Origin of the sequence: Brevundimonas sp. (assembly GCF_036963785.1) — a bacterium.
Classification (GTDB): domain Bacteria; phylum Pseudomonadota; class Alphaproteobacteria; order Caulobacterales; family Caulobacteraceae; genus Brevundimonas.
Map to the genome: position 1 here is coordinate 633,282 of NZ_JBALUS010000001.1, position 12,797 is coordinate 646,078.

At 66.9% G+C, this 12,797-nt stretch carries 13 protein-coding genes; 10 read left to right on the top strand and 3 right to left on the bottom strand.

Annotation, left to right across the window (positions count from 1 at the left end; genetic code table 11):
• Window positions 1-59 precede the first annotated feature (59 nt).
• On the bottom strand, window positions 60-647 hold the full coding sequence (gene rplU, locus V7672_RS03180; RefSeq protein ID WP_335623221.1) for a 50S ribosomal protein L21: 588 nt from the start codon (window positions 645-647) through the stop codon (window positions 60-62).
• Between the two features lie 205 nt (window positions 648-852).
• Here rplU and V7672_RS03185 point away from each other — a divergent pair, with 205 nt between their 5' ends.
• The 6 genes from V7672_RS03185 to V7672_RS03210 all read left to right on the top strand — a co-directional run bounded on the left by V7672_RS03185 (window position 853) and on the right by V7672_RS03210 (window position 6,218).
• On the top strand, window positions 853-2,223 hold the full coding sequence (locus V7672_RS03185; protein ID WP_335623222.1) for a cyclopropane-fatty-acyl-phospholipid synthase family protein: 1,371 nt from the start codon (window positions 853-855) through the stop codon (window positions 2,221-2,223).
• 18 nt (window positions 2,224-2,241) lie between these two features.
• Window positions 2,242-2,901 (top strand): hypothetical protein, encoded by a 660-nt coding sequence (locus V7672_RS03190; protein ID WP_335623223.1) that lies wholly within the window; start codon window positions 2,242-2,244, stop codon window positions 2,899-2,901.
• Window positions 2,902-2,909: 8 nt separating this feature from the next.
• Window positions 2,910-3,887, top strand: coding sequence for a cation diffusion facilitator family transporter (locus V7672_RS03195; RefSeq protein ID WP_335623224.1), 978 nt, complete (start codon window positions 2,910-2,912; stop codon window positions 3,885-3,887).
• 40 nt (window positions 3,888-3,927) lie between these two features.
• Complete coding sequence (locus V7672_RS03200; protein ID WP_335623225.1) at window positions 3,928-5,013, top strand: CobW family GTP-binding protein; 1,086 nt, start codon at window positions 3,928-3,930, stop codon at window positions 5,011-5,013.
• Window positions 5,013-5,426: a DUF1330 domain-containing protein gene (locus V7672_RS03205; protein WP_335623226.1), complete on the top strand. Its 414-nt coding sequence runs from the start codon at window positions 5,013-5,015 to the stop codon at window positions 5,424-5,426. Before V7672_RS03200 ends, V7672_RS03205 begins: the two co-directional genes overlap by 1 nt.
• A gap of 75 nt (window positions 5,427-5,501) precedes the next feature.
• Window positions 5,502-6,218 (top strand): hypothetical protein, encoded by a 717-nt coding sequence (locus V7672_RS03210; protein WP_335623227.1) that lies wholly within the window; start codon window positions 5,502-5,504, stop codon window positions 6,216-6,218.
• A 29-nt stretch (window positions 6,219-6,247) separates the two neighbouring features.
• On the opposite strand, the gene V7672_RS03215 is transcribed toward V7672_RS03210, so the two are convergent.
• Entirely contained in the window at window positions 6,248-6,622 is a 375-nt protein-coding gene (locus V7672_RS03215) for an ammonium transporter (protein WP_335623228.1), read from the bottom strand.
• The gene (locus V7672_RS03220) at window positions 6,619-6,915 is read right to left on the bottom strand and encodes an autorepressor SdpR family transcription factor (protein ID WP_335623229.1); all 297 of its coding nucleotides are present in this window, start codon (window positions 6,913-6,915) and stop codon (window positions 6,619-6,621) included. Before V7672_RS03220 ends, V7672_RS03215 begins: the two co-directional genes overlap by 4 nt.
• 89 nt (window positions 6,916-7,004) lie before the next feature.
• Here V7672_RS03220 and V7672_RS03225 point away from each other — a divergent pair, with 89 nt between their 5' ends.
• From V7672_RS03225 to V7672_RS03240, 4 genes are all read left to right on the top strand, one after another.
• On the top strand, window positions 7,005-7,967 hold the full coding sequence (locus V7672_RS03225) for a WD40 repeat domain-containing protein (RefSeq protein WP_335623230.1): 963 nt from the start codon (window positions 7,005-7,007) through the stop codon (window positions 7,965-7,967).
• A 118-nt stretch (window positions 7,968-8,085) separates the two neighbouring features.
• Window positions 8,086-8,757, top strand: coding sequence for a monofunctional biosynthetic peptidoglycan transglycosylase (mtgA, locus tag V7672_RS03230; RefSeq protein ID WP_335623281.1), 672 nt, complete (start codon window positions 8,086-8,088; stop codon window positions 8,755-8,757).
• 80 nt (window positions 8,758-8,837) lie between these two features.
• The gene (locus V7672_RS03235) at window positions 8,838-10,748 is read left to right on the top strand and encodes a M2 family metallopeptidase (protein WP_335623231.1); all 1,911 of its coding nucleotides are present in this window, start codon (window positions 8,838-8,840) and stop codon (window positions 10,746-10,748) included.
• Between the two features lie 108 nt (window positions 10,749-10,856).
• Window positions 10,857-12,722, top strand: coding sequence for a ubiquitin-activating E1 FCCH domain-containing protein (locus V7672_RS03240; RefSeq protein WP_335623232.1), 1,866 nt, complete (start codon window positions 10,857-10,859; stop codon window positions 12,720-12,722).
• The last annotated feature ends 75 nt before the right edge of the window (window positions 12,723-12,797 follow it).

The window sequence follows — 12,797 nt, forward strand, 5'->3', positions numbered from 1 at the left end:
ACTGCTTGAGCGCGTGATTGTCATTCTAGCACACCGCGCCAGGCGGTGCGCCTAAAGCGTTATTCCTTGTCGGCCTTGGGCGCGGCCTTCTTGGCGGGGGCCTTCTTGGCCAGAGCCTTGGCTTCGGTCGCTTCAGCCTTGGGAGCCGCAGCCTTTTTGGCGGGCGCCTTCTTGGCCGGAGCCGCCTTGGCTTCAGTCTTGGGGGCTTCGGCCTTCGGAGCCTTGGCGGGCTTGGCTTCAGCCGTGTCTTCGCGCGAGGCCAGGCCGCGGGCGCGCAAGTTCATCTCGGCCTTGGTCATCAGCGAGGTTTCGCCGTCCCATTTGGCCTTTTCGCCGGCACCTTCGATGCCGGTGATGCGCAGCACCGATTCCATCTGGCGATGGCCGCGCGTGCGGCGATAGCCCTGACGGCGGATCTTCTTGAAGATCTTGACCTTCTCGCCCTTGCGGGTCTCGATCAGGGTGGCCGCGACGGTGGCACCGTCGATCAGCGGGGCGCCGACCGTGATACCCTTGTCACCGCCCAGCATCAGGACTTCGCCGAAGCTGACGTCCGAGCCGGCGTCGCCGTCCAGCTTTTCGACGACCAGCACGTCGCCCGGTTGAACCCGGTATTGCTTACCGCCGGTCTTGATTACCGCGTACATATCGAAAAGCCTCAAAGCCTGAACGCATAAAGAGTAGCGCCCGCGGAGGACCCCCGCAGGCGAAGAGCGGCGACATATACGGAAGGGCGGCGCCGAGTCAACGGACAAGCGCGCATTGATCCGCGCCCCGCCGGACTTTCCACACCCCCGTACGGGCGATAAGTCAGGACGGGCGGGCAGGCCGGCCCGATCCCCCGGGATGTTCATGACCTACGCCCCCTCCCCGACCCCGGACCGCGCGCTGGATGCGGCGACTCGACTGGCCGGACAGGTGGCAGAGGCGCTGCAGGCGGACCTGTCGCTGCGACTGTGGGACGGATCGGTCGTCGGACTGGGGGATCAGGCGCGCGAGGACATCCAGCTGGTCATCGCCGGGCCACAGGTCCTGAGGGCGCTGATCCTGAGGCCCGGGCTGGCGACCCTGTTTCGCCTGTTCGCCACGGGGGCGCTGGCGGTCGAGGGCGGATCGCCGCTGCAGGCCCTGGACCGGATCGACCACGGGCGGCTGATGCATCTGCGCAGGCGGCTGAACCTGTGGGCGGTGGCGCGCACCGCCCTGCCCCTGCTGCTGTCACCCGGCGACCGGACCGCGACCGTGCCCGACTGGCATGATGCCCGCGACGGCGAGGGACAGGGGCATGACCGGCGGCGCGACGCCGACTTCATCCGCTTCCACTATGATGTGGGCAACGAATTCTATGGCCTCTTCCTCGACCCGGCCATGATCTATTCCAGCGCCGTCTTTCCGAATGAGAGCGCGGGTCTGGATGGGGCCCAGCAGCACAAGCTGGACCTCATCTGTCGCAAGCTGAACCTGAAGCCGGGGCAGCGCCTGCTGGACATCGGTTGCGGCTGGGGCGGTCTGGCCTGTCATGCCGCGCGGCACTATGGCGTCGAGGTGCACGGGGTGACGCTGTCCCCGGCCCAGCTGGAATACGGCCGGGCCGAGGTGGCTCGGCAGGGGCTGGGCGACCGGGTGACCCTGGAACTGGTCGACTATCGCGAGATCAGCGGTGAGGGGGTCTATGATGCCGTCTCGCAGGTCGAGATGTTCGAACACCTCGGCTTTCGCAATCACGACGCCCATTTCGCCCGGGTGCACCGGCTGCTGAAACCCGGCGGCCTGTATTTCCATCAGGCCTCGGTCCGGCGCGGACACGGCCCTGCGGACCGGAACGGCGCGCCGCGGCCCACGGCGACGACCCGCACCATCACCCGCTTCATCTTCCCCGGCGGAGAGCTGGACACCCTGGGCATGACGACGGCGGCGCTGGGTCGGCACGGGTTCGAGGTGCTGGATGTGCAAACCCTCCGCGAGCACTTTGAGCGGACCCTGCGGATCTGGTCGCAGCGTCTGTACGAAAGCCGCGAGCGGGCCGTTCAGCTGGCCGGTGCCCCTCGCACGCGGCTGTGGCTGGTCTATTTCGCCCTGTTCGCAAGGGGTTTTCAGCGCGGGGCAGTCAATGTGCACCAGACGGTGGCGCGGCGGCACCGGGCGGGGGCATCGGGCCTGCCGATGGATCGGGCGCATCTTTATGCAGAATCCGCAGCGCGCCCCTCGACCGTTATAAAGTAACACGCTATGGACGTCGCGATGTCGCCGTCCGACCTTCAACCCTCGCTGCTGGTGTCGCTGCTGCTTGGCGGCCTTGTCACCGCATTCCTGCACGCCGCCCTGCCGACGCACTGGCTGCCGTTCGTGCTGGTTGGCCAGGCACAGCGGTGGAGTCTGGCCACCACCCTGTGGTCCGTGCTGGCGGCCGGGCTGGCCCATATCGCCGTGACGGCTGTCGTCGGCGGCCTGATCGTCGCCGCCGGGCTGGCATTGGACCAGTGGGTGGCGGGCGTCCTGCCCTGGGTGTCGGCAGGCCTGCTGTTCGTGCTGGGCCTGTTCTATCTGACGCGGGCAACCCTGATGAAGCCGGTGCCGGCCTCAGGGCCCGAGCTGGAGACCCCCGAGGCGACCGTGTCGCAGGCGGCGGCCTTCTGGGGACTGGTGGCGGTGATGGCGGCCTCGCCGGGCGAGGTGCTACTGCCGCTCTATCTGTCGTCGGCCGAGGAAGGCCTGATGGTGCTGGGCCTACTGACCCTGGTGCTGGCGGTCGGGACGGTGCTGGGCATGGCGGTGTTCACGACGCTGGCCCGTGCGGGAGCGTCGATTCTGAAGCTGGAGCGCTGGGCGCGCTATGAGGGCGCGATCCTGGGCCTGGCCCTGATCGGTCTGGGGCTTCTCGTCGTGCTGCACCAGCACTAGGGTCGCGCATGGCCCACGACGCGCACGATTCCACCGAAAAGCCCCAGCACGCGCACGGCCACTGTCATGGGCATGGGCATGGGCATGGGCACAGCCATGGGCATGGGCATGGCCACGACCACGGCCCGGTCGACACCGGTGACTGGCGCTATGCCGTGGGTCTGGGCGTCAACCTGCTGTTCGTCATCATAGAGTTCGGCGCGGGCGCCTTTGCCGGCTCCACGGCCCTCATGGCCGACGCGGGGCATAACCTGTCCGATGTGCTGGGCCTTGCGATGGCGGGCGGCGCGGCCTGGCTGTCGCGACGGAGTGCGCGGGGGTCGCTGACCTATGGCTATCGCAAGGGGACGGTGCTGGCGGCGCTGGCCAATGCCCTGCTGCTGATCCTGGCCTGCGGCTGGATCGGCTGGGAGGCCGTGCAGCGGTTTATCGATCCCCAGCCGGTGGCGTCCGGCATCATCATGGTGGTGGCGGGTATCGGCTTCGTCATCAATCTGGGCACGGCGCTGCTGTTCCTGAAGGACCAGCACAAGGATCTGAATGTGCGTGGGGCCTATCTGCACATGATGGCCGATGCCGCCGTGTCGATCGGGGTCGTGCTGGCCGGCGGCCTGATCTGGATGACGGGCTGGTCGGTTGTCGATCCGATCTTCAGCCTGGTGATCGTGGCGGTGATCCTGTGGTCGACCTGGGGGCTGCTGAAGGACTCGGTCAATCTGGCGCTGGACGGGGCGCCCGCCGGGATCGTGGTCGACCGGGTGCGCGAAGGCCTGCTGGCGGTGCCCGGGGTGACCGCCGTGCACGACCTGCACATCTGGGGCATGTCGACCACCGACGCGGCCCTGACCGCCCATCTGGTGCACGAGCGGGCGGATGCCGCGGCCCTGCTGGCCGAGGTGCAGGCGCTGGCCCGGCACACCTTCAACATCGACCACGTGACGATTCAGCTGGAAAGCGAACCGCTGAACGACTGTCCGCAGTGCTGAGGGCCTTTTCTTTCCGGGCCGGACGCTCCATCTAGCGACCATGACCGACAAGACACCCGTGACCGTGCTGACCGGCTATCTCGGCGCCGGCAAGACCACGCTTCTGAACCGCATCCTGACCGGGGACCACGGCAAGCGCTATGCCGTGATCGTCAACGAGTTCGGCGAGATCGGCATCGACAACGATCTGGTCGTCGGCGCCGACGAGGACGTGTTCGAAATGAACAACGGCTGCGTCTGCTGCACGGTGCGCGGCGACCTGATCCGGGTGGTGCAGGGGCTGATGAAGCGCCAGCGCCCGGGCAAGCCCGCATTTGACGCCATCATCGTCGAGACCACGGGCCTGGCCGACCCCGGCCCGGTGGCCCAGACCTTCTTCGTCGACGACGATGTGCGCGAAAAGACGGTGCTGGACAGCGTGACCGCCCTGGTCGACGCCAAACATGTGATGGCCCGCCTCGACGACTCGAAAGAGGCGCGCGAGCAGGTGGCCTTCGCCGACCAGATCATCCTGAACAAGACCGATCTGGTGAACGCCGAGGAGCTGGCGACCGTCGAGGCCCGGCTGCGCGGCCTGAACCCGCTGGCGCCGATCATCCGGGCCGAACGCGCCGATGTGCCGCTGGACCAGATCCTCAACCGGCATCGCTTTGATCTGGGCCGGATCAATGAGGTGCGGCCCGACTTCCTCAATCCGCCGCACGGCGCCGAGGGCCATGTGCATGACGCGGACTGTGGCCACGATCACGGCCACGACCATCACGATCATGGCCACGCCCATGACCACGACCACGACCACGACCATGGCCCCCGGGGCCATGCGCACGAGGACGACATCAAGGGCATCGCCCTGTCGCTGGACCGGCCGGTGAACGGTCAGCTCTTCACCCAGTGGCTGGACCAGCTGCTGGCGTCCCAGGGCCAGAACATCCTGCGGGCCAAGGGCATCATCGATGTGGCGGGCGAGGACCGGCGGCTGGTGTTTCAGGCCGTTCACATGATCCTGGAGGGCGACCTGCAGAAGCCCTGGGGCGAGGCCGAGCGTCGCTGGAGCCGCGCGGTCTTCATCGGCCGCGATCTGGACGAGGCCGCCCTGCGCAAGGGCTTTGAGGCCTGCGCAGCGTGATGGACCACGTCGACCCCGCCCGCGACGCGATTGCCGCCTTCCGCGACCTGCCGGACGATCGGCCGGTGATGATGATCAATCTGGTGCGGTTCCGGCCGCAGGCGCTTTATCCCGCCGCCCATCCCATGATCGGCAAGACGATGACGGGGGCCGAGGCCTATACCGTCTATCGGCGCGCTGCAGCGGCGCCGTTCGCCCGGGCCGGCGGCGAGCAGATCTGGGCCGGGACGCCCGAACTGACTGTAATCGGCCCGCGCGATGAGGCCTGGGACATCGCCTTCATCGCCCGCTATCCGACCGGGGCCGCCTTCCTCGAAATGCTGCGCGATCCGGAATACCGCGAGGCCGTCGTCCACCGTCAGGCCGGGGTCAGCAACTCCCGCCTGATCCGCTGCGGCGAGGTCGGGGCGTAACTGCGGCATTTTCGCTTCCTGCACGGCCCGCCTATAGAGGGTGCGGGCTCCAAATCCGGAGCGAGGGAGGAATCAATGAGGCTGGCCCTGACTGTCGCGCTCCTGTTGCTGGCCGGCGCGTGCTCGACCTACACCACTCCGGGCGCGGGGGTCGCCCTGGGATCGATTGCCGAGCAGGATGGCGACATCTCCGAGGCCTACAGCCGTGAACCGGCCGCGACCTTCCCGGCCCATATGGCCATCGTGCGGGTTGCGTCGTCCGGCTATCGCAGCGGCTCCACCAGCAGCGTCGGCACGGGTGCCTTCAGCGTGATCACCACGCGCGACATCGAAACGGAGGAGAGCCTGGCCCGGCTGGCCGCCCTGCCCCGAGTCGCGGCGGTCGCCCCCGTCAGTCGCCTGCTGCTTCCCGGCAATCTGGGCAGTGTGCGCGATCTTCGTACCTCAGCTGCCCAGCTGCGGGCGGACGTCATGCTGATCTACACGGTCGACACGCGGTTCCGCACCGAGGCGACGGACGTCGGCCCGCTGCAGACCATTGCCCTTGGCTTCCTGCCCAACCGCAAGGCAACAGTTCATGCGACCTTTGCCTTCATGATCGTCGATGTCCGCACCGGCTTCATCTACGGGACGGGCGAAGCCACCGCGACCGGCAACCAGAGGTCCAACCTGTGGGGCACCGAGGCTGCCATCGAGGCGGCCCGCCTCAAGGCTGAACGGGAAGCCTTCGAAGCGGGGATCGGCGAGGTCGAGACGCTGTGGACCTCTATCCTCGCCCAGCACGACCACTGATCCGCTGCGGCGAGGTCGGGGCCTGACCGTCAGGTCGCCTTCGCACCGTTCCGCAGCGACAGGCAGTAGCCGAAGGTGACGGCAATCCCGAGGATGATGGCGCCGCAGCCGACGATCAGGGCCGTGTCCATCGGGGCAAAGGCGAAGGCCCCGGCGTAGATCAGGCCGCTGATCGCCAGCGACCAGCCGGCGACCCGCTTGGCCTGACGCGCCCGGGCGCCCGACACAAAGGTCTTGGGTGTGCGGTTCCCGTACCACGCCACCATCAGGCCGATGGCGACGAAGACGATGCGCGTTGTCGTGTCCGCATCAATCAGCCCCTGGTTCCGCCCCCAGCTGGCGCCAAGCGCCAGGGCGATGATGGCGCCGGCCCACATCAGACTGCCGGTGATATCCTTGTTCATGGTGCTGTTTCCTCGTCTGGGGCGGGCGTCTCGGCCCCGCCGTCGAATGAATGGACGAAGCCGAGCAGCGCATCTTCGAGCACCGACAGCTTCAGGTGATAGATCACGGACTTCCCGAGCTTCTCCGCGTGAACCAGATCGGCCTCCTTCAGGACGGCGAAGTGCGCCGACATGGTGGGCTTGGAGACATCGAACCGGTCGCTGATCTCGCCCGCGCTCTTCGGCCCCACGCGCAACAGCTGCAGCACGCGGCGGCGGGTCGGATCGGAGAGGGCCTTGAAGACTGAACTCATAACTCGACAATTAGCTAATTATCGAAATGTGTCAAGCGGCATCGAAGGATGAGCGTTGACCGGGCCATTCAGCGGCCTAAACAGCCCCCATGCAGATGACCTTTGATGCCCAGCCGACTGCGGCCCTGTTTGACGCCTCCGGCGCCGTCTTCGCCCTCGGCGACGGCTCGATCCGGTTCGAGGATGGATCGGTCATTGAGGCCCATGACGGAGCGGTACTGTGCGCCGTGCGGCATCCGTCCGGACAGGGGGTCATCACCGGCGGAGACGACGGCAGGCTGGTCTGGTCGCGGCCGGACGAGGTGGTGCCACTGGCCGATGCGAAAGGTCGGTGGATCGACTCGGTCGCCGCCTCCCCCGAGAGCGGACTGGTCGCCTATTCAGCAGGCAAGGTGGCAACCGTTCTGGACGGGTCAGACGCCGCCTTCCGGCGCGAGTTCACCCATGAGCGGACCGTTTCCGGCCTTGCGTTCGACCCCAAGGGACGGCGGCTGGTGGCCTCGACCTATGGCGGGGCGGCGCTGTGGTATGCGCGGATCGCCGACCAGCAACCCGCCCTGCTGAAGTGGGCCGGGTCGCACACCGGCGTGGCGGTCTCGCCGGACGGTGCCTTCGTCGTCACCACCATGCAGGACAATCAGCTTCACGGCTGGCGGCTGAAGGATCAGCGGAACCTGCGCATGGGCGGCTATCCGGCCAAGATCCGCTCGGTCGCCTTCCTGTCGAACGGCAAGCTGCTGGCGACGGCCGGGGCCTCGGGCGTGGTCATGTGGCCGTTCACCGGCTCCGACGGGCCGATGGGCAAGGAAGCCTCCGAGATCGGGTTCGAGGAAGGCGCGCTGGTCGTCCATGTGGCCGCCGCGCTGAAGCAGGGCCGGGTCGCTGCCGGGCTGAACGACGGTCGGGTCTGGTGGGCCGATCCGGCCGGTCAGGGGCTGGCCTTCGTGAAGGCCGAGCGCGGGGCGCCCATCTGTGCCCTGGCGATGAGCGACGATGGCCAGCGCCTGGCCTGGGGTGACGAGGACGGGCAAGCCGGGGTCGCGGATGTGTAGCGCGCGGCAGCTTGCCTTGAGCCAGCGCCCCTGAGCATGATGGGGCATGGCCGAAGCCCCGCCCGACCCCGACCTGAAAGCCGGAAAGCCGAAGCGGCGGATCGGCTGTCTGGGCGTGATGCTGGGCGTGCTCGCCCTCGTGATCCTGCTGCCGGTCGGCTCGGTGCTGACCCATGCGGTGGTGCCGCCGCTGACGACCCTGCTGATGGTCGAGCGGGGGTTTGCCGGACAGCCGGCTGACTATCGCTGGCGCAAACTTGATGACATTTCGCCCCGGCTGGTCGAGGCGGTGATCGCCTCGGAAGACGCCCGGTTCTGTAGCCATTCGGGCTTTGACTTCGAGGCTATCGACGAGGCGATGAAGGCCAATGAGCGCGCGAAACGGCGGGGCAGCGGCCGGATGCGCGGCGCCTCGACCCTGAGCCAGCAGACCGCCAAGAACGTCTTCCTGTGGCCCGGCCGCGGCTGGGTCCGCAAGGGTCTGGAGGCCGGCTATACGGTGCTGATCGAGGCCACATGGTCCAAGCGGCGCATCGTCGAGGTCTATCTGAACGTGGCCGAGTGGGCACCCGGCGTCTATGGCGCGGAGGCGGCGGCCCAGCACTGGTTCGGCAAGTCGGCGGCCGATCTGTCGGCACGTGAGGCCGCGCGGCTGGCGGCGGTGCTGCCCAGTCCGAGGCGCTACAATGCCGCCAGCCCGGGGCCCTATGTCCGCGGACGGACCCGCCGCATTCAGGGCGCCATGGGCACGGTGCGCAGTGACGGACTGGCGAGCTGCGTCCTCGGCTGAGCCGGACTTGACGGACGCGATCCGGAGGCGTCGGATGCACGCCACGCGAAAAGCCTGACAGAAGATAGCGGAGGAAGATCATGAAGCGCACCCTGACATTGACTGTGGCCATCGGGGCTCTGGTGGCGGGGGCTGCCGGATGTGCGGGCCTGTCGAATGTCATGTCCGGCAATGACGGCGCCGCCCCTCAGCTGGCCAATTCGCCGGTCCGCCCCGGTGCGACGCCGCCGGCCCTGAGCGAAACCAATCTGACGGGTCAGGCCCCGACCGCCGCCGAAGCGACCGCCTTTGTCGCCGACGCCGAAAAGCAGCTGGCCGAGGCCAGCGAGTACGCCGGCCGCGTGGCCTGGGTGCGCGCCACGAACATCACCTATGACACCATGTGGCTCGAGGCCAAGGCCAATGCCGAATACACCGAACTGTCGGTCAAGCTGGCCAATGAAGCGGCCCGGTTCAACGACGTCGAGGTGCCCTTCGATGTGCGTCGCAAGCTGAACATCCTGACCCAGGGCATTGTCCTGCCCGCGCCGAACAAGCCGGGCGCCGCCACCGAGCTGGCCGAGATCACCACCCGGCTGGACTCGACCTATGCGACTGGCAAGTTTGAGTACAAGGGCGAGATGATCACCCTGGACGAGGCCAGCCGCATGCTGGCCGAGAGCCGGGACCCCGCCGAGACCAAGGCGCTGTACGAAGGCTGGCGGACCATCTCGCCGGTGATGGCCGACGACTACACCCGCATGGTCGACATCGCCAATGAGGGCGCGCGCGAGCTGGGCTTTGACGATGTCGGCGCCATGTGGCGTTCGGGCTATGACATGGAGCCCGATGCCTTCGCGGCCGAGACAGACCGGCTGTGGTCGCAGGTCCAGCCCTTCTACGAGAACCTGCACTGCTATGTGCGGACCCGGCTGTTCGAGACCTATGGCGCCGATGTGCAGCCGGACAGCGGGCCGATCCGCGCCGACCTGCTGGGCAATATGTGGTCGCAACAGTGGGGCAACATCTATGACGTCGTGGCGCCTAAGACCGGCGGCACCTCCAGCTATGACATGACCGAGCTGCTGGTCGATGCGGGCTATGACGCCGAGAAGATGGTCCGCACGGGTGAGGGTTTCTACACCTCGCTGGGGCTGGCGCCGCTGCCGGATACCTTCTGGGAGCGCAGCCAGATCACCCGGCCCGAAGGCCGTGAGGTCGTCTGCCACGCCTCGGCCTGGGACCTCGACAACCTTGAGGATGTGCGCATCAAGATGTGCACCCAGGTGAATGCCGACGACTTCTACACCGTGCACCACGAGCTGGGGCACAATGTCTATCAGCGCGCCTACAAGGATCAGCCGTTCCTGTTCAAGAATGGCGCGAACGACGGCTTCCACGAGGCGATCGGCGACTTCGTCGGCCTGTCGGCGCTGACGCCCACCTATCTGAACCAGATCGGCCTACTGGAAGAGGTCCCGGGCGCGGACGAGGACATCCCCTTCCTGCTGAAGATGGCGCTGGACAAGATCGCCTTCCTGCCGTTCGGCCTGATGGTCGACCGCTGGCGCTGGGACGTGTTCTCGGGCGAGACCTCGCCGGAGGAATACAATGAGGCCTGGTCGGCCAATATGCTGAAATACCAGGGTCTGGTGCCGCCGGGCGACCGTCCGGACAATGCCTTTGACCCCGGCGCGAAATACCACATCCCGGGCAATACGCCGTACACCCGCTATTTCCTGGCGCACATCTACCAGTTCCAGTTCCACCGGGCGGCCTGCGAGCAGATCGGCTGGACCGGACCGCTGCACCGCTGTTCGATCTACGGCAATGAGGCGGTCGGTGAGCGCTTCAACGCCATGATGGAAATGGGCCAGTCGCGCCCCTGGCCCGAGGCCATGTACGCCTTTACCGGCCAGCGGACCGGCGACGCCTCGGCGATCGCAGACTATTTCGCGCCGCTGAACACCTGGCTGACCGAGCAGAACGAGGGCAAGGACTGCGGCTGGTAATTTCCCCGGCCGTTAACCTGCCTCCTCGACCCTGGCTTAACCGTGCCCGCACGATGATCGCCGGATGAGCGGGCCCTTGCCCGCTCGACGGCGCAGGTGGTCGGGATCATGGGCATTCGTCTCTGGACGAAAAGGCTGAAGGCATTCTTCGGGGACCGGCGCGGCAATGTCGCCCTGATCTTCGGCCTGACCCTGCCTGTCATGGTGCTGATGACGGTCGGGGGAGTGGACATTCACCGGGCCTCGACCGTGCGGGTCAATCTTCAGGATGCGCTGGACGCCTCGGCCCTGGCGGCCGCGCGCTCGCCCTATACCGAGGCAGAAGACATTCAGCGGGTCGGCATGGCGGCGCTGCGCGCCAATCTGACCAACTATCCGAACATCGTCCTGCGTGAGGACAAGACGACCTTTGTCCTGAATGAGGATCAGGTGGTGGTGGCCAGGGGGGCGGTCGATGTGAAGACCCTGGTCGCTAACATCTTCCTGCCGCCCTACGGCCAGTTCATGGACGACTATCTGCCGGTCGGCGCCCATTCCGAGGTCAACCGGGCGTCGCGAAACATAGAAGTGGCGCTGGTGCTGGACATCACCGGCTCGATGGCCGGCGACCGGATCGCCGACCTGAAGGTCGCGGCCAAGGACCTTGTCGACCTGGTCGTTCAGCCCGTTCAGACCCCCTGGTATTCCAAGGTCGCCCTCGTGCCCTATTCGAACTCGGTCAATCCGGGCAGCCGCGTCACTGCGGTGCGAGGCGAGATCTCGACCTCGGTCAACATCACAGGGGCCGTCATCACCCTGGCCGGGACGTCGAAGACCATCACCGCCGCAACGAAGGCACGCCCCGTCGTCATCACCTCGGCAGGCCACGGCTTCGCCAATGGCGACGTCGTCTGGATCAGCGGCGCGGCCGGCATGACCCAGTTGAACAACAAGCCCTATGAGGTGCGGAACAGGACCTCTGACACCTTTGAGCTCTACACCTTGCGCGGGACCCGCGTGGATGGCCAGAATTATGGCGCCTATTCGGGCAGTGCCGGTCGGGTGCAACGGTGCCAGAACAACGACTGTTCGATCACTATCACCGCCCCGAACCACGGCATGGGCAACAATGAATACGTCTACATCACCGACGTCGGCGGGATGACCCAGATCAACAACCGGACCCATCTGGTTGGCAACGCCTCGGCCAACAGCTTTACCATCGACCTGACGGATGCCTCGCTGACCCCCTACACCTCGGGCGGCAAGGCCTGGAGCGCGCGCGGCGGCGGCACGACCTATTTCGCCTTCGAGAACATGGACGGCGATCTTCAGACCCACCGGGTCAGCGGCTGCGTGACCGAACGCGTCGGCGCAGAGGCCTATACCGAGGCTGCGCCCACCGGCGCCTCTTCCTGGGTGGGGCGTCATTACCCCGACATCAGCGGATCCTGCATCGCCGATACGATCCAGCCGCTCTCGGCCAATGCGGCGACCCTCAAATCCCGGATCGATGATTTCGAGGTGTCCGGCTCCACAGCGGGCCAGGTCGGAATCGCCTGGGGCTGGTATATGGTGTCGCCGAACTGGAACAGCCTGTGGCCGTCCAACGGCGCGGCGGCCTACAACTCTGCCGAAACCCTGAAGGCGGTGATCATCATGACCGACGGGGCGTTCAACACGCCCCATTGCAGCGGCGTTATTTCCCGTCAGGCCGGATCGGGCTCGGGGGCCAACAGCGCCAAGATCGACTGCGACGCCACCAATGGCGACCCCTTCGCCCAGAGCCGGGCCCTGTGCACCGCGATGAAGGCCCAGGGAGTGATCGTCTATACGGTCGGCTTCAGCATCACGGCCGGCACCGACGAGGCCCAGTTGCTGGCGGACTGCGCCACGGGCCCGGCCAACGTCTTCCTGCCCGCGACGGGCGGTGACCTCTCGGAGGCCTTTGCAGCCATTGGCCGGGACATCAAACGGTTGCGTATCTCCCGCTAGAGACGCGCCTCGGTCGTGCTCACCCGACATTAACCGAGGCCGCCTATGCTCCCCGCTCGAAAGCCGGACCATCCT